Raw genomic sequence first — 16,712 nt, 5'->3', positions numbered from 1 at the left:
TCGCTCAACCAACAACATCTCTAGGGGAGTGTCTTGTGGAAATTGCCTGTCTCGATCTGGAAGGAGTACTGGTTCCGGAAATCTGGATCGCCTTCGCCGAAAAAACCGGTATTGAATCCCTGCGTGCCACTACCCGTGACATTCCCGACTACGACGTACTGATGAAGCAGCGCCTGCGCATCCTTGATGAGCATGGGCTCAAGCTCGCCGACATCCAGGCAGTGATCGCCACTCTGAAGCCGCTGGATGGCGCCATCGAGTTCGTCAACTGGCTGCGCGAGCGCTTCCAGGTGGTGATCCTGTCCGACACGTTCTACGAATTCTCCCAGCCGCTGATGCGCCAACTGGGTTTCCCGACCCTGCTGTGCCACCGCCTGATTACCGACGAAACTGACCGTGTGGTGAGTTACCAACTGCGCCAGAAAGATCCGAAGCGTCAGTCGGTATTGGCCTTCAAGACCCTCTACTACCGTGTGATCGCTGCCGGTGACTCCTACAACGACACCACCATGCTGGGTGAAGCCGACCGTGGGATTCTGTTCCATGCGCCGGAAAACGTGATTCGCGAATTCCCGCAATTCCCGGCGGTGCATACCTTTGAGGATTTGAAGAAGGAATTCATCAAGGCCTCGAGTCGGTCGTTGAGCCTGTAACCCTGCGGTTGATCAAACGCCTGCCAGCAAACGCTCATAAGGAATACTCAAGCCTTCATGCAGGCGCTTGATCATCGACAGACTCAATTTTCGCTTATGGTTCAACACCTCTGATACCCGCCCACTGGTGCCGATAAAGGGCTCCAGGTCGCGGGCGGTCATGCCCAGTTGTTCCATGCGGAATTTGATGGCTTCCACCGGATCTGAAGGAGGCATTGGATAATGCTCGGCCTCGTATCTCTCGATGAGGATGGCGAGGATTTCCAGCTCGTCACCCTCCGGCGAGCCGATTTCAGCTCCCCAGATCTGCTCTACGCGCGCGAGCGCTGCGGTCAGGTCTTCCTGGGAATGTATAGGTTTGATGTTCATCACACGGTCTCTGCGTTGATCTGGTTGTATTGCACGTGGGTCCCTACGAAACGTATGAACCCAAGCTGGCGCTGATAATCGATCGCCATGATCACCCGGTACTTGTTGCCGCCCACGTTGAACACAACCCTGCCACCTTTAAGGATGCTCGCCGTTCGAAGCTCTGCTTTGAGCGCCTGTGGCGTTGGGTAAGTCGTTTTTTCCATATGGCGGTACAGCTCGACCAGCGGTGTTTTAGCGTCGGAATAGGCTGGGTGGCTTTCCCAGAATATTCGCAGGGTAGAGAGAGCGATTATGCGCATCGCGTCTACCTCCCATTTTGGGAGAATATAGGCGCGGTTGGATGGAGATGCAATTGCGGAAACAATTTTTGACGAGTAAGCAGTCGGTTCATGTGATCCCTCACAGACGGCCAGTGGATGGTCCAAGCCGGACGCTATCGTCCAGCCCTAATACCGTCCATAGACGTTCTGATTCAGGTTTTTTCCTTTCGGGCGGCTCTGTCGACAAGAGCCAGGAGGGGCTTGGTTGCTACAGACTTTCCAAAGTGTGTAACAACACCCGCACCTTCGTCAGCGACTCCTGATACTCCGCCTCCCACTGCGAGTCCGCCACAATCCCGCCGCCGCCCCAGCAGCACACCTGGCCATCCTTCACCAGCAAACTGCGAATGGCGATGGAACTGTCCATCTCGCCGCGCACATCCAGATACACCAGCGAACCGCAGTACAACCCACGGCGAGTCGGCTCCAGCTCGTCGATGATCTGCATCGCGCGGATCTTCGGCGCGCCGGTAATGGAACCGCCGGGGAAGCTGCCGGCGATCAGGTCGAGAGCGTCCTTGCCGTCTGCCAGCTCGCCGATGACGCTGCTCACCAGGTGGTGCACGTTGGGGTAGCTTTCCAGGCTGAACAGCTCCGGCACGCTGACCGAGCCGGTGCGGCAGGTGCGCCCCAGGTCGTTGCGCAGCAGGTCGACAATCATCAGGTTTTCGGCGCGGTCTTTGGGGCTGGCCAGCAGTTCGGCGGCGTTGGCCGCGTCTTCCTCAGGCGTCAGCCCGCGTGGGCGGGTGCCTTTGATGGGGCGGGTTTCGACCTGGCGTTTGCTGATGTGCACGAAACGCTCTGGCGACAGGCTCAGCACCGCACCCTCGTCCGGCAGGCTTTGAAACCCGGAGAACGGCGTCGGGCAGGCTTCGCGCAGGGCGCAGTAAGCGACCCATGGATCACCGCTGCACGGCGCTCGAAAACGCTGGGCGAAGTTGACCTGGTAACAGTCGCCGGCCTGGATGTAATCCTGGATACGCACAATGGCCTGACGGTAAGCCTCGGCGGTGAGGTCCGGCGTCATGGGACCCTGGAGTTTGAACGTCGCCGATGTGTTGGCAACGTCATGGCTGAATAACTCGATCAACCGCTGCCGTTCGTTCTCGGCCAGCGTGGGATGGAACACCAACTGGCTGGTCTGCGCCTGGTGATCACTGGTCAACGCCCAGGCATACAGGCCAAAGCGCGCATCCGGCAGGTGCAGGTCGTCCGTTGCCAGATGCGGCATCTGCTCCAGATGCCGACCAAAGTCATAGCTCAGGTAGCCGATCAGTCCACCGGCAAAGGGCAGCGTGTAACCGGTCGGTAGATCCGCTTCGCCCAGATGCGTAAGGTTTTCCCGCAAGCGTTGCAGGAAATCACTGCCGCTTTCGTCGGGCGATACCGTCAATGTTTCCTGCGGCCAGGCGCTCAGCAGGTCATATCGCCCGCGTTCGGCTGCCGGCCGGCCGCTGTCCAGCAGCACCGCGCCAGGGGCGTGACGAATCGCCGCAAAATATTCCGCGGGGTTGGCTCGATAGGGCAGTGGGTGTACGGAGCAGGTTGGCATGCGGGGTGGATCAGCCGTTGGCGTGGGGGAGGGGATTGTAGCCCCCCGAAGAATTTGGTCCTAGAGCGCGGTTCAAATGTGGGAGCGGGCTTGCTCGCGAATGCGGTGGGTCAGTCACGCATCTGTTGACTGACACGCCGTCTTCGCGAGCAAGCCCGCTCCCACATAAGCCCGCTCTCACATTAGATTGGTCTTCAGCCTTCAACCGGTGGAATATGCCCAAACATTTCTTGAACGAACTTCACCCGCTCCTCCGGCGTTTCCGTCACGCCAGCGGCGTTCAGCTCCTCCAACCGCGCTTCCACTGCATGGGTACGCAGGGTCAAACCGCAGTCATTGGCAATCTGGATATTCAGCCCAGGCCGCGCATTCAGCTCCAGGATCAGCGGGCCTTTCTCCTGGTCCAGCACCATGTCCACGCCGATATAGCCCAGCCCGCATAACTCATAGCAGCCGGCGGCGAGCTTCATGAAACCGTCCCAGTTGGGCAATTGCACGCCATCCACCGCATTGGTGGTGTCGGGGTGTTTGGTGATGATGTTGTTCAGCCAGGTGCCGCGCAGGGTCAGGCCGGTGGCAAGGTCCACGCCGACGCCAATGGCACCCTGGTGCAGGTTGGCCTTGCCGCCCGACTGGCGGGTCGGCAAGCGCAGCATGGCCATCACCGGGTAGCCCATCAGCACGATGATGCGGATGTCCGGCACGCCTTCATAGCTGATGCTCTTGAAGATCTGGTCGGGCACCACGCGGTACTCGATCAACGCACGATCACGGTGGCCGCCCAGGGAGTACAGGCCGGTGAGGATGCTGGAAATCTGATGCTCGATTTCTTCATGGCTGATGATCTTGCCGGACACCGTGCGGTAGCGTCCTTCAAAGCGGTCGGCGACTACCAGGATGCCGTCACCGCCGGCACCCTGGGCCGGCTTGATCACGAAGTCGCTGCGCCCGCCGATGATCTCGTCGAGCTTGTCGATTTCCTTCTCGGTGCTGATCACCCCATACATTTCCGGCACATGGATGCCGGCCGCCAGCGCGCGTTCCTTGGTGATGATCTTGTCATCCACGATCGGGTACAGGCTGCGCTTGTTGTACTTGAGCACGTAGTCGGCGTTACGCCGGTTGATGCCCATGATCCCGCGCGCTTCCAGGGCTTTCCAGGTCTTCCAGAAACCGAACATTACTGGTCAGCCTTCAAGAACGCCTTGAAACGCACCAGCTCGGTCAGGCGGTAACCGCGATAACGCCCCATGGCCAGCATGAAACCCACCAGGATCAGCAGGATCGCCGGGAAGGTGAACACGAAGTAGATCAGCTCCGGCACGCTCATGATCAGGTGCGCCAGGGACGCCGCGAACAGCGTACCAATCGCCACTTTCAGCGCATGGTTGGCGCCGCGTTCTTCCCAGGTGATCGACAGGCGTTCGATGGTCATGGTCAGAATCACCATCGGGAACAGCGCCACCGACAGCCCGCGCTCCAGCCCCAATTTATGGCTGAACAGGCTGATGGCCGCAATCAGCACCACCACAAAGGTCAGCACCACCGAAAGTCTCGGCAACATCTGCAATTTGAGGTGTTCCAGGTACGACCTGAGCGACAGCCCCAGCGCCGTGATAATCGTAAACAGCACAATCCCGAAGCCCAGTTGCGTCTCGCGGAACGCCAGGGCGATCAGCACCGGGGTGAACGTGCCCAGCGTCTGCAAGCCGATCAGGTTACGCAGGATCAGGATCACCAGCACGCCGATCGGGATCATCACCATGATCATGAAGGTTTGCTGGGTTTGCAGCGGCAGGCCGTACAGCGAGTATTCGAGGAAGTTGGCGTCGGTGTTCTCGTCGGTCAGCTTGGCCAGGCGAATCGCGTTCATCTCGCTGTTGTTGAGGCTGAAGGTCACCATGGCCTTCTTGCCGCCGTCGACGGTGATCAGGTTTTCATCACCGGTCCACCACAGCAGGCGGTCGGCAGGCAGGCCCTGTTCGCCGGTTTCCGGGTTGAAGTACAACCAGTCATTGCCGTTGAAGCTGCGCAGCCACAGTTCCGGGGTTTGCGGCTGGTCGGCGACCAGGCGGATGGTGTGGACCTTTTCCACCGGCACATGGGCGATGGACAGCAGCAATTCGACGATCTTGGCCTTGTGCGGCGTCGACGGGTCGCCCGCCAGCAGCAGCTTCACGTTGTCGTCGTTGAGGTTGTTGGTGCGCTTGATCGCTTCGGTGATAAACGTCTCGACGTCGGCCGAGTGCTGGCGGATCGGCGCCAGCAGGGCTTCGGCGGCGATTTTTTCCGGGCCTTCCACGGCAATGCTGTCGCGGAACGTGGGGCCCTTCACTTTGACTTTTTCGCCGCTGTAGCGTTTGGTCAGCACCAGGCGGTAATACAGGGTCTGGTTGCCCTTGGCACGGCGGGCCGACCAGGTGACCTTACGGTTGCCGTCGATGCGGTTGACGCTCACCCCATAGTTATTCGAGATGAAGCTTTCGTTGAGGCTGACGAAGTCGCGGCTCAAGGGCGGCACGAACATCTGGATCTTCACCGGGTCTTTCGGGTTGGCGACGAACTCGACCTTGGCGTCGATGTTCCACAAGTCGTCGGTGGCGTCCTCGGTGACGGGGATCCCCAGCACGAAGATCTGATAAGCGGTGACCGAAATACCCAGGACCACCAGGATGGTGATCAGGATCTTCAGGTGCAGGGTCAGAGAGCGCATTCGGTTTACTCGGCGGTATGAGCGTCGGCGGCGCAGGCGGGTTTGCCTGCTGCGTATTTAAGACTGGGGTCGACCAGCGCATCAAAGCGTTTCAGCGCTTCGGAGCCGATCAGCAGCGGGTATTGGAATGCGCTGCGGTCAGTCAAGTTCACTTCGATGCTGCGTAAAGCGGTGCCCATGCAGATATCCAGGGCAATCACCGGACGGGCGGTGTAGTTCTTGTCCTCATCGGGGTCGTAGTCACCGGCGCGGCGCTTGATCTTGCTGACGCGGGCCAGGGGACGCTCGATGGGATGGGAATGGGCGGTGTCGATGGCCAGGTAGAAGCGCACCCAGGATTCGCCGTTGCGCTTGAAGCGCTTGATATCACGGGCACTGAGCGAGGCGGTCTTGGCACCGGTATCCAGCTTGGCGGCGACCTCCAGGTCGATACCGGCCAGTTGCGCGTATTCGTTGAGGCCATACACGGTCTTCTCGGCGGCAGCGCCGAGGCCGGGTGCGGTCAACAGGCACATTGATAGAAGGAAGGGTTTGAGTCTCATAGATCCCGAGGCGGCAGTGCGATGTTCAATTCAAGGCGACTGGCATTGCTGCGCAAACTCCCTCGTACGCCGTTTCATCCAATGATGGCAGGCAAAAGTGCCGGGCATTCTAACATGATGCTTTTTTGGCGCCAGCGCTGGCAGCCGGCCATGCCCCGATAGGGTGCAACCCTGGTTATTAGACGATTGTCGACAATGTGGATTTATTCTTTGACTATCCTGGGTTGATTGGCTAGTTTTTGCGGCATTGCTTTTAAAGGTGTCGACAATATGCTGGATCAGCTGGAATCCCCAGTGGTGACACAAGACGATTCCCAGACCATGTCCGAGAACGTCTTCCGGCGTATCCAGGCCGCCATCGTCAAAGGTGAGATCGCGCCCGGCAGCAAGATCTCCGAGCCGGAGCTGGCGCGCACCTACGGCATCAGCCGCGGCCCGCTGCGCGAGGCGATCCACCGCCTGGAAGGCCAGCGCCTGCTGGTGCGCGTGCCCCACGTTGGCGCGCGGGTGGTGTCGCTGAGCCACGACGAACTGATCGAACTCTACGAAATCCGCGAATCCCTCGAAGGCATGGCCTGCCGCCTGGCCGCCGAGCGCATGACCGACGCGGAAATCGAAGAACTGCGCCAGGTGCTGCACACCCATGAACGCGACGAAGCCTTCCAGGCCGGCCTCGGCTATTACCAGCAGGAGGGCGACTTCGACTTCCACTACCGAATCATCCAGGGCGCCGGTAACCGCACCCTGACGCAGATGCTCTGCGGCGAGCTGTACCAATTGGTGCGCATGTACCGCATCCAGTTTTCCGCCACCCCCAATCGTCCACGCCAGGCCTTTGCCGAGCACCACCGCATTCTTGACGCGATTGCCGATCGCGACGGTGAACTGGCCGAACTGTTGATGCGCCGGCATATCGGCGCATCCAAACGCAATATTGCCCGTCACTTCCCGGACGGCACTCCCCCATCACGAGGTGAATGATGAGTTCCAATAACAAGACGACTCCAGGCCAGCGTTTCCGTGACGCGGTCGCCAGTGAACACCCGCTGCAGGTGGTCGGTGCGATCAACGCCAACCACGCACTGCTGGCCAAGCGCGCCGGGTTCAAGGCGATCTACCTGTCGGGTGGCGGGGTGGCGGCTGGCTCCCTCGGTGTGCCGGACCTGGGCATCACCGGTCTGGATGACGTGCTGACCGACGTACGCCGCATCACCGACGTGTGCGACCTGCCGCTGCTGGTGGATGTGGACACCGGCTTCGGCTCCTCGGCGTTCAACGTGGCGCGCACCGTCAAGTCGATGATCAAGTTCGGCGCGGCCGCCATCCATATCGAAGACCAGGTCGGCGCCAAGCGTTGCGGTCATCGTCCGAACAAGGAAATCGTGTCCCAGCAGGAAATGGTCGACCGTATCAAGGCCGCCGTGGATGCGCGCACCGATGACAGCTTTGTGATCATGGCGCGTACCGATGCGCTGGCCGTCGAAGGCCTGGAGTCCGCGCTGGAACGTGCCGCCGCCTGCATCGAGGCCGGCGCCGACATGGTCTTCCCGGAAGCCATCACTGAGCTGGACATGTACAAACTGTTCGCCTCCCGTGTGAAGGCACCGATCCTGGCCAACATCACCGAGTTCGGCGCCACGCCGCTGTACACCACCGAACAGTTGAAATCTGCAGATGTTTCCATCGTGCTGTACCCGCTCTCGGCTTTCCGCGCCATGAACAAGGCCGCCGAGAACGTCTACACCGCGATCCGTCGCGACGGCACCCAACAGAACGTGATCGACACCATGCAAACCCGTATGGAGCTTTACGATCGCATCGACTACCACACCTTCGAGCAGAAGCTCGACGCACTGTTTGCCGCAAAAAAATAACCCGGCGCACTCCCGAATAAATTCAAGATTGGAGAACAGACATGGCTGAAGCAAAAGTACTGAGTGGTGCCGGCCTGCGTGGCCAGGTGGCCGGGCAGACCGCACTGTCCACCGTGGGCCAGGCCGGCGCCGGCCTGACCTATCGCGGCTACGACGTGCGCGAACTGGCCGCCGATGCGCAGTTTGAAGAAGTTGCCTACCTGCTGCTGTACGGCGAGTTGCCGACCAAGACCGAGCTGGCTGCCTACAGCGCCAAGCTGGGCAAGCTGCGCGACCTGCCGCAAGCGCTGAAGGAAGTGCTGGAGCGCATCCCCGCCGATGCCCACCCGATGGACGTGATGCGCACCGGATGCTCGTTCCTCGGCAATATCGAACCGGAGCAGGACTTCAGCGTGCAGCGCGACGTCACCGACCGCCTGCTCGCCGCCTTCCCGGCGATCATGTGCTACTGGTATCGGTTCAGCCACGACGGCAAGCGCATCGACTGCGTGACCGACGAGCCGAGCATCGGCGGCCACTTCCTGCACCTGCTGCATGGCAAGAAGCCCAGTGAGTTGCACGTCAAGGTGATGAATGTGTCGTTGATCCTCTATGCGGAGCACGAATTCAACGCCTCGACCTTCACGGCGCGTGTGTGTGCGTCGACACTTTCCGACCTGTATTCCTGCGTCACCGCCGCCATTGGCTCGCTGCGCGGCCCGCTGCACGGCGGGGCCAACGAAGCGGCGATGGAGATGATCGAACGTTTCTCGTCCGCTGAAGAGGCGGTCGAAGGCACCCTCGGCATGCTGGCGCGCAAGGACAAGATCATGGGCTTCGGCCACGCGATCTACAAAGACAGCGACCCGCGTAATGAAGTGATCAAGGGCTGGTCGAAAAAACTTGCGGACGAGGTGGGCGACAAGGTGCTGTTCCCGGTCTCCGAAGCCATCGACAAGACCATGTGGGAGCAGAAGAAGCTGTTCCCCAACGCCGACTTCTACCACGCCTCGGCGTACCACTTCATGGGCATCCCGACCAAGCTGTTCACCCCGATTTTCGTGTGCTCGCGCCTGACTGGCTGGGCGGCGCATGTGTTCGAACAGCGCGCCAACAACCGCATCATCCGTCCAAGCGCCGAATACACCGGCGTTGAGCAGCGCAAGTTCGTGCCAATCGAACGTCGCTGAATGGGAATGCCGACGATCCCGAATTGTTAACCGGATCAAATGTGGGAGGGGGCTTGCCCCCGATTGCAGTCTGTCAGTTGATGCAGCGGGCACTGACCCACCGCTATCGGGGGCAAGCCCCCTCCCACAGGTTGACCACATTTCAATTCTGGATCGGTGCAGGTCCTCCCCTTGTTATCACCGTGACCGAGTCCTGACGATGAACACTGAATTTCGCAAACCGCTCCCCGGCAGCCGCCTGGACTACTTCGACGCCCGTGCGGCTGTCGAGGCAATCACCCCCGGCGCCTACGCCACCTTGCCTTACACCTCCCGCGTGCTTGCGGAAAACCTCGTGCGCCGTTGTGCCCCGGCCACCCTCAATGCATCCCTGAGCCAACTGATCGAACGCAAGCGTGACCTCGATTTCCCATGGTTCCCGGCCCGCGTCGTCTGCCACGACATCCTCGGCCAGACCGCCCTGGTCGACCTCGCCGGCCTGCGTGACGCCATCGCCCTGCAAGGCGGTGACCCGGCCCAGGTCAACCCGGTGGTGCCGACGCAACTGATCGTCGACCATTCCCTGGCCGTCGAAGCCGGCGGTTTCGACCCGGACGCATTCGAGAAAAACCGCGCCATCGAAGACCGTCGCAACGAAGACCGTTTCCACTTCATCGAGTGGACCAAGAAGGCCTTCAAGAACGTCGACGTGATCCCGCCCGGCAACGGCATCATGCACCAGATCAACCTGGAGAAAATGTCCCCGGTGATCCAGGTGCGCGACGGCGTGGCCTTCCCCGATACCTGCGTCGGCACCGACAGCCACACCCCCCACGTGGATGCGCTGGGCGTGATCGCCATCGGTGTCGGCGGCCTGGAAGCCGAGAGCGTGATGCTCGGTCGCGCCTCGTGGATGCGCCTGCCGGAAAGCGTCGGCGTTGAACTGACCGGCAAGCTGCAACCGGGCATCACCGCCACCGACATGGTGCTGGCGTTGACCGAGTTCCTGCGTCAACAGAAAGTGGTCGGCGCCTGGCTGGAGTTCTTCGGCGAAGGCGCCTCGGCACTCACCCTTGGCGACCGTGCAACCATCTCCAACATGGCCCCGGAATACGGCGCGACCGCGGCGATGTTCTACATCGACCAGCAGACCATCGCCTACCTGAAACTCACCGGCCGTGAAGACGAGCAAGTCACCCTGGTGGAGCAATATGCTCGCCACACCGGCCTGTGGGCCGATGACCTGAAAGGCGCGCAATACGAGCGTGGGCTCACCTTCGATCTGTCCAGCGTCGTGCGCAACATGGCCGGCCCGAGCAACCCCCATGCCCGTGTTGCCACCCGCGACCTGGCGTCCAAGGGCATTTCCGGCCAGTGGGACGAAGTGCCCGGCCAAATGCCTGACGGTGCGGTGATCATCGCCGCTATCACCAGTTGCACCAACACCAGCAACCCGCGCAACGTGATCGCCGCAGGCTTGCTGGCACGCAACGCCAACAAGCTGGGGCTGACGCGCAAGCCGTGGGTCAAATCGTCCCTGGCACCCGGCTCGAAAACCGTGGCCATGTACCTGGAAGAAGCCGGCCTGGGCCATGAGCTGGAAAAGCTCGGTTTCGGCGTGGTGGCGTTCGCCTGCACCACCTGCAACGGCATGTCCGGCGCGCTCGACCCGGTGATCCAGCAGGAAATCATCGACCGCGACCTGTACGCCACCGCTGTGCTGTCGGGCAACCGCAACTTCGACGGGCGAATCCACCCCTACGCCAAGCAGGCATTCCTCGCGTCGCCGCCGCTGGTGGTGGCGTACGCGATTGCCGGCACCATCCGCTTCGACATCGAAAAAGACGTGCTCGGCCTCGACGCCAACGGCAAGGAAATCCGCCTGCAGGACATCTGGCCGAGCGATGAAGAGATCGACGCAGTGGTCAAGGCCTCGGTCAAGCCGGAGCAGTTCCGCCAGGTCTACATCCCGATGTTCGCCATCCACGAAGACACCGGCCCGAAAGTCGCGCCGCTGTACGACTGGCGCCCGCAGAGCACCTATATCCGTCGCCCGCCGTACTGGGAAGGTGCGCTGGCCGGGGCGCGTCCGCTCAAGGGCATGCGCCCATTGGCGGTGCTGCCGGACAACATCACCACCGACCACTTGTCGCCGTCCAACGCGATCATGCTCGACAGCGCCGCTGGCGAATACCTGGCGAAAATGGGCCTGCCGGAAGTCGACTTCAACTCCTACGCGACCCACCGTGGCGACCACTTGACCGCGCAGCGCGCAACCTTCGCCAACCCGAAACTGTTCAACGAAATGGTGGTGGAAAACGGCAAGGTCAAGCAGGGTTCCCTGGCGCGCATCGAGCCGGAAGGCCAGGTCACGCGGATGTGGGAAGCCATCGAGACCTACATGGATCGCAAGCAACCGCTGATCATCATTGCCGGTGCCGACTACGGCCAGGGCTCGTCCCGCGACTGGGCGGCCAAGGGCGTGCGCCTGGCCGGTGTGGAAGCGATTGCCGCCGAAGGTTTCGAGCGCATCCACCGCACCAACCTGGTGGGCATGGGCGTGTTGCCGCTGGAGTTCCTGCCGGGCACTGACCGCCACACCCTGAAGATCGATGGCAGCGAGACCTATGACGTGGTCGGTGCGCGCACTCCACGCGCGCAGTTGACCCTGGTGATCAACCGCAAGAATGGCGAACGTGTCGAGGTGCCGGTGACCTGCCGCCTCGACACCGCCGAAGAAGTGTCGATCTACGAGGCGGGCGGCGTGTTGCAGCGTTTTGCCCAGGACTTCCTGGAATCGGCGGCGACGGCCTGAGAGGACACCATGGCACACGTAGCGCAAATCAAGATCCCCGCCACCTACATGCGTGGCGGCACCAGCAAGGGCGTGTTTTTCAGCCTCACGGACCTGCCCGAACCGGCGCAGGTGCCGGGCGCTGCACGCGATGCCTTGCTATTGCGGGTGATCGGCAGCCCCGACCCCTACGACAAGCAAATCGACGGCATGGGCGGCGCCACCTCGAGCACCAGCAAAACCGTGATCCTGGCCAAAAGCACCCGCGCCGATCATGACGTGGATTACCTGTTCGGCCAGGTCTCCATCGACAAACCCTTCGTCGATTGGAGCGGTAACTGCGGCAACCTGTCGGCGGCGGTCGGTTCCTTCGCCGTCAGTGCCGGCCTGGTCGACGCGGCCCGCGTGCCCCACAACGGCGTGGCGGTGGTGCGTGTGTGGCAGGCCAACATCGGCAAGACCATTATCGCCCACGTGCCGATCACCGACGGCGCCGTGCAGGAAACCGGTGACTTCGAACTCGACGGCGTGACCTTCCCGGCTGCCGAAGTGCAGTTGGAATTCATGGACCCGGCGGCGGAAGAGGAGGGCGGCGGTGGTTCGATGTTTCCCACCGGCAACCTGGTAGACGACCTGGAAGTGCCTGGCGTCGGCACCTTCAAGGCAACGCTGATCAACGCCGGTATCCCGACCATCTTCATCAACGCCGAAGACCTCGGCTACACCGGCACCGAGCTGCAAGGTGCGATCAACAGCGACCCCAAGGCCCTGGCGATGTTCGAAACCGTGCGGGCTTATGGCGCGTTGCGCATGGGCCTGATCCAGCACCTGGACGAAGCTGCCCAACGTCAACACACACCGAAGGTGGCGTTTGTGGCCAAGCCTGCGGACTACGTGGCGTCCAGCGGCAAGGCGATCAAGGCGGGTGATGTGGACCTGCTGGTGCGTGCGCTGTCCATGGGCAAGTTGCACCACGCGATGATGGGCACGGCGGCGGTGGCGATCGGTACGGCGGCAGCGATTTCCGGCACCCTGGTCAACCTCGCGGCCGGTGGCGTGGAGCGCAATGCCGTGCGCTTCGGGCACCCGTCCGGCACCTTGCGCGTCGGCGCTGAAGCCACCCAGGTCAACGGCGAGTGGGTGGTGAAAAAAGCCATCATGAGCCGCAGCGCCCGGGTGTTGATGGAGGGGTTCGTACGCGTCCCCGGCGATGCTTTCTAACAACCCACACTGTCCCCAGTGTGGGAGGGGGCTTGCCCCCGATAGCGGTGTGTCAGCAGACACATATATCAACTGACCCACCGCCATCGGGGGCAAGCCCCCTCCCACATTGGATCTTCATACCCCCAAGCAGGCGGCCAGACCTGCGATGGAGCTATCAACCGTGATCCTGAGGACTAACCCAACCTTTTAGGAGTACTGCCATGAGCGCCAACGTCGACCAGAACAACCGTCCCGACTACGACCAGGTCCTGCAGGACATCGCCGATTATGTCCTCACTTACCGGATCGATTCCCAGGCCGCGTTGGACACCGCCCGCAACTGCCTGATGGACACCTTGGGTTGCGGCCTGCTGGCCCTGCGTTTCCCAGAGTGCACCAAGCACCTGGGGCCGATGGTCGAGGGCACGGTGGTGCCGTTTGGCGCTCGTGTACCGGGTACTTCGTTCCGGCTGGACCCGATCAAGGCCGCGTGGGACATCGGCTGCATCGTGCGCTGGCTCGATTACAACGACACCTGGCTCGCCGCCGAGTGGGGCCACCCATCGGACAACCTCGGCGGTATTCTCGCCGTAGCGGACCATCTGTCGCAAAAGCGTATAGCCAACGGTGACGCACCGCTGACGATGCGCGCGGTGCTGGAAGCGATGATCATGGCCCACGAAATCCAAGGCGTGATTGCCCTGGAAAACTCGTTCAACCGTGTCGGCCTCGACCATGTGCTGCTGGTCAAAGTCGCCTCCACGGCCGTGACCGCCAAGCTGATGGGCGCCAACCGCGAGCAACTGCTGGCGGCCTTGTCCCACGCGTTTGTCGATGGGCAGGCGTTGCGCACGTATCGGCATGCGCCGAATGCCGGGTCGCGCAAGTCCTGGGCGGCGGGAGATGCCTCCAGCCGGGGTGTGCGCCTGGCGGATATTGCGATGCGTGGCGAAATGGGCATCCCCGGTGTGCTGAGCGCGCCGCAGTGGGGCTTCTACGACGTACTGTTCAGCCACACCAACAAGGACCTGGCGCTCAAACCCCAGGACAAGCGCGGGTTCAGCCTGTCCCAGCCCTACGGCACCTATGTGATGGAGAACGTGCTGTTCAAGATCAGCTTCCCCGCCGAGTTCCATGCGCAAACGGCCTGCGAAGCGGCGGTGACCTTGCATCCGTTGGTCAAGGATCGCCTGCAGGAAATCGAACGTATCGTGATCACCACCCATGAGTCGGCAATTCGCATCATCTCCAAGGTCGGGCAACTGGCCAACGCTGCTGACCGTGACCACTGCCTGCAATACATGACCGCCGTGCCGTTGGCGTTCGGCAATCTGGTGGCCGAGCAGTACGAAGACGAATTCCACGCCGCCCATCCGATCATCGACGCGCTGCGGGACAAAATGGTCATCGTCGAAGACCCACGCTACAGCCGCGAATACCTGGAGGCTGACAAGCGCTCCATTGCCAACGCGGTGCAGGTGTTCTTCAAGGACGGCACGCATACCGAACAGGTGGCGGTGGAGTACCCGATCGGCCATCGCCGCCGTCGGGTGGAGGGCATCCCGTTGCTGGAGGATAAGTTCAAGGCCAACCTGGCCACGCGGTTTACCGCGCAGCGCAGTGCCGAGATTTTTGCGTTGTGCAAGGACCCGGCACGGCTTGAGGCGACTGCGGTGAATCGGTTTGTGGACGCGTGGGTGATCTGAAAACGTGTTTCAAGGGGTAGCGACGACACACTTTGAGAGTCATGTTTCCTACTTCTGCGGAACCGTTTTCAGATAACTGCCAATCAGGAAGTCAGACGGCCCGCGACCGGGCAGCCTTGAATACACCACCTGAACCTGAGAGGCGCTTTATGACCAGCGTAAACTATCAGCAGTACGCTCCCTATCACGCTAACTATGAGATGTCTCCAAAGCCTGCGCCGACTCGGTACGAAGACAGTGCCGAAGCGCAGACTTCGCCAAGCAACCAGTCCGATCCCACAGCACCCCGTCAGTCGATGTCGACGCAACAACGCGGGCGATTTTCTGCGCACAGTGGCATGGTCAACTCGCCCGCACCTGCCACACAAACAGATCCCGGTCGCCTGGAGCAGCTGTCTAAGGAAAACAAACAACTGCGTGAAAGACTTGAACAACTGGTTGCTCAGTTCTCGCCGTTAATCCTCAAACTTCAAAAGCAAGTGGATGATCTCCAGGAAAAACTCGATAAAAACGGGGAGTCTGCAAAAGGTGACTCTCCGCCGGCCCCAGACGCCAGTAGCGGTTGCGGGAGCAGTGCATCATCTGAGGTGAAGGCCCAGTCAGAAAACGCGCCGGTGTCAGAGCCGCAGGTGCCGCAGAACTTTGAGCAGATCTCGGCCGAAAACAAGCAACTGCACGACACAGTTGAACCACTGCAAACCCAATTCAATACGTTCGTCACACGGCTTCAAGAGCAAATACAAGCATTGAACAAGAAGCTGGCCGAGAGCGGGACGCCACCCAGTCAGGTTGCTCCTCAGGCCTCGGGCGCTCAGGGCAGTACCCCCTCGTATTCTTCAGCGGCCGCTAATGCGCCCGATACGAATAACGTCTCGTCGTCCGAGGAATCCCACATTGATACGCTCTTGCGCGAAAACGAGCAACTTCGTGCCCATCTAGATCAGATAATTGCCGATTTCGAAAACACACGCAAACAACTGCAGCAGCAAATAGAGGCACTCAATCAGAGCGCTCAAGCCCAGGCAGGAACATCTTAAGGTGATAGTCAGGTCAATAGGGGCAAGGCCTATCCAGCTCTCTATTGACCTCTACTTGTTGGTCGTATCATTCAAACCGCAAAATCACCCGGCGGTTGTGCTTGCTCTTCTTTTCGATCTTCTCGCAGAACACCCTGCCGATTTCTTCGGTGTTGAGCACATGGGTGCCGCCACACGGCTGGATATCAATGCCGGCAATCTCAATCACCCGGACTGCCCCTTGGATCATCGGCGGTGCCACCGCCTGTGTGCGGGTGATCTGCAATAGCGTGGCGTACTCGGTGGCGGGCATCGACAGGGTTTTTACCGGGTGGGCCTGTTCGATCAACGTGTTGAGATCGCGGGTGATGCTGTCTTTGTCGAGGGTCATTTCCGGCAGGTCGAAGTCCAGGCGGCCTTTGTCCGCGCTGATGCTGCATCCGGTGACCGGCGCGTCGATGATCGAGCACAACAGGTGCAGGCAGGTGTGCATCTTCATGTGCTGGTAGCGCCGCTCCCAGTCGAGGCCGGCGTCCACCTGCACCCCGGCGGTCAATTGCTCGGGGCAGTGTTCCACCTGGTGCCATATGATCGAGCGCTGCACAGGGTCGCGCACTGTGCCGGTCACGTCGACCCGCGTACCGTCCGCCAGGGTGAGGTGCCCCGTGTCGCCTGGCTGCCCGCCCCCGGTGGGGTAGAACAACGTGTGTTCCAGGGCGACGCCGTGTTCGCTGACGGCAATCACCCGGGCGCTGAAGGCGTTCTGGTAGGGCGCGCTGTCGAACAGCGCCAGGGTTTCCATGGTGTGCACGGACATGT

General features: G+C 61.2%; 15 protein-coding genes. 8 read left to right on the top strand and 7 right to left on the bottom strand.

The window, feature by feature from the left end; all coding sequences use genetic code 11:
* Positions 1-35: 35 nt before the first annotated feature.
* Complete coding sequence (gene thrH, locus BLR69_RS13770) at positions 36-653, top strand: bifunctional phosphoserine phosphatase/homoserine phosphotransferase ThrH (protein ID WP_071493896.1); 618 nt, start codon at positions 36-38, stop codon at positions 651-653.
* Positions 654-665: 12 nt separating this feature from the next.
* On the opposite strand, the gene BLR69_RS13765 is transcribed toward thrH, so the two are convergent.
* The 6 genes from BLR69_RS13765 to rloA form a co-directional block, all read right to left on the bottom strand.
* Positions 666-1,022: a helix-turn-helix domain-containing protein gene (locus BLR69_RS13765; protein ID WP_071493895.1), complete on the bottom strand. Its 357-nt coding sequence runs from the start codon at positions 1,020-1,022 to the stop codon at positions 666-668.
* A complete protein-coding gene (locus BLR69_RS13760) occupies positions 1,022-1,324 on the bottom strand; it encodes a type II toxin-antitoxin system HigB family toxin (protein ID WP_071493894.1) in 303 nt (100 codons plus the stop codon). The genes BLR69_RS13765 and BLR69_RS13760 overlap by 1 nt, the downstream gene beginning before the upstream one ends.
* A gap of 229 nt (positions 1,325-1,553) precedes the next feature.
* Positions 1,554-2,897 (bottom strand): aminodeoxychorismate synthase component I, encoded by a 1,344-nt coding sequence (gene pabB / locus BLR69_RS13755; protein WP_071493893.1) that lies wholly within the window; start codon positions 2,895-2,897, stop codon positions 1,554-1,556.
* A 194-nt stretch (positions 2,898-3,091) separates the two neighbouring features.
* Complete coding sequence (locus BLR69_RS13750) at positions 3,092-4,078, bottom strand: alpha-L-glutamate ligase-like protein (RefSeq protein WP_071493892.1); 987 nt, start codon at positions 4,076-4,078, stop codon at positions 3,092-3,094.
* Complete coding sequence (gene rloB, locus BLR69_RS13745; RefSeq protein ID WP_058427392.1) at positions 4,078-5,610, bottom strand: osmotic stress tolerance membrane protein RloB; 1,533 nt, start codon at positions 5,608-5,610, stop codon at positions 4,078-4,080. Before rloB ends, BLR69_RS13750 begins: the two co-directional genes overlap by 1 nt.
* A gap of 5 nt (positions 5,611-5,615) precedes the next feature.
* A complete protein-coding gene (rloA, locus tag BLR69_RS13740; protein ID WP_071493891.1) occupies positions 5,616-6,152 on the bottom strand; it encodes a retropepsin-like aspartic peptidase RloA in 537 nt (178 codons plus the stop codon).
* Positions 6,153-6,422: 270 nt separating this feature from the next.
* On the opposite strand from rloA, the gene BLR69_RS13735 reads away from it, so the two are divergent.
* The 7 genes from BLR69_RS13735 to BLR69_RS13705 all read left to right on the top strand — a co-directional run bounded on the left by BLR69_RS13735 (position 6,423) and on the right by BLR69_RS13705 (position 15,914).
* Entirely contained in the window at positions 6,423-7,133 is a 711-nt protein-coding gene (locus tag BLR69_RS13735; RefSeq protein WP_071493890.1) for a GntR family transcriptional regulator, read from the top strand.
* Complete coding sequence (gene prpB, locus BLR69_RS13730) at positions 7,133-8,026, top strand: methylisocitrate lyase (protein ID WP_071493889.1); 894 nt, start codon at positions 7,133-7,135, stop codon at positions 8,024-8,026. Before BLR69_RS13735 ends, prpB begins: the two co-directional genes overlap by 1 nt.
* Before the next feature lie 41 nt (positions 8,027-8,067).
* Complete coding sequence (gene prpC / locus BLR69_RS13725; RefSeq protein WP_071493888.1) at positions 8,068-9,195, top strand: bifunctional 2-methylcitrate synthase/citrate synthase; 1,128 nt, start codon at positions 8,068-8,070, stop codon at positions 9,193-9,195.
* A gap of 199 nt (positions 9,196-9,394) precedes the next feature.
* Positions 9,395-11,989, top strand: coding sequence for a Fe/S-dependent 2-methylisocitrate dehydratase AcnD (gene acnD / locus BLR69_RS13720; protein ID WP_071493887.1), 2,595 nt, complete (start codon positions 9,395-9,397; stop codon positions 11,987-11,989).
* A 9-nt stretch (positions 11,990-11,998) separates the two neighbouring features.
* Entirely contained in the window at positions 11,999-13,189 is a 1,191-nt protein-coding gene (gene prpF / locus BLR69_RS13715) for a 2-methylaconitate cis-trans isomerase PrpF (RefSeq protein ID WP_071493886.1), read from the top strand.
* Between the two features lie 203 nt (positions 13,190-13,392).
* Complete coding sequence (gene prpD, locus BLR69_RS13710) at positions 13,393-14,877, top strand: 2-methylcitrate dehydratase (protein WP_071493885.1); 1,485 nt, start codon at positions 13,393-13,395, stop codon at positions 14,875-14,877.
* A 149-nt stretch (positions 14,878-15,026) separates the two neighbouring features.
* Entirely contained in the window at positions 15,027-15,914 is an 888-nt protein-coding gene (locus BLR69_RS13705) for a hypothetical protein (protein ID WP_071493884.1), read from the top strand.
* Between the two features lie 67 nt (positions 15,915-15,981).
* Here the strand turns inward: BLR69_RS13705 and BLR69_RS13700 are convergent, their stop codons facing one another.
* Positions 15,982-16,710: an alanyl-tRNA editing protein gene (locus BLR69_RS13700; RefSeq protein ID WP_071493883.1), complete on the bottom strand. Its 729-nt coding sequence runs from the start codon at positions 16,708-16,710 to the stop codon at positions 15,982-15,984.
* Positions 16,711-16,712: the final 2 nt, after the last annotated feature.

It is taken from the genome of Pseudomonas azotoformans (genome assembly GCF_900103345.1).
GTDB lineage: Bacteria > Pseudomonadota > Gammaproteobacteria > Pseudomonadales > Pseudomonadaceae > Aquipseudomonas > Aquipseudomonas azotoformans.
Note: the sequence above shows the minus strand (reverse complement) of the source record. Positions and strands in the feature narration are given on the sequence as shown.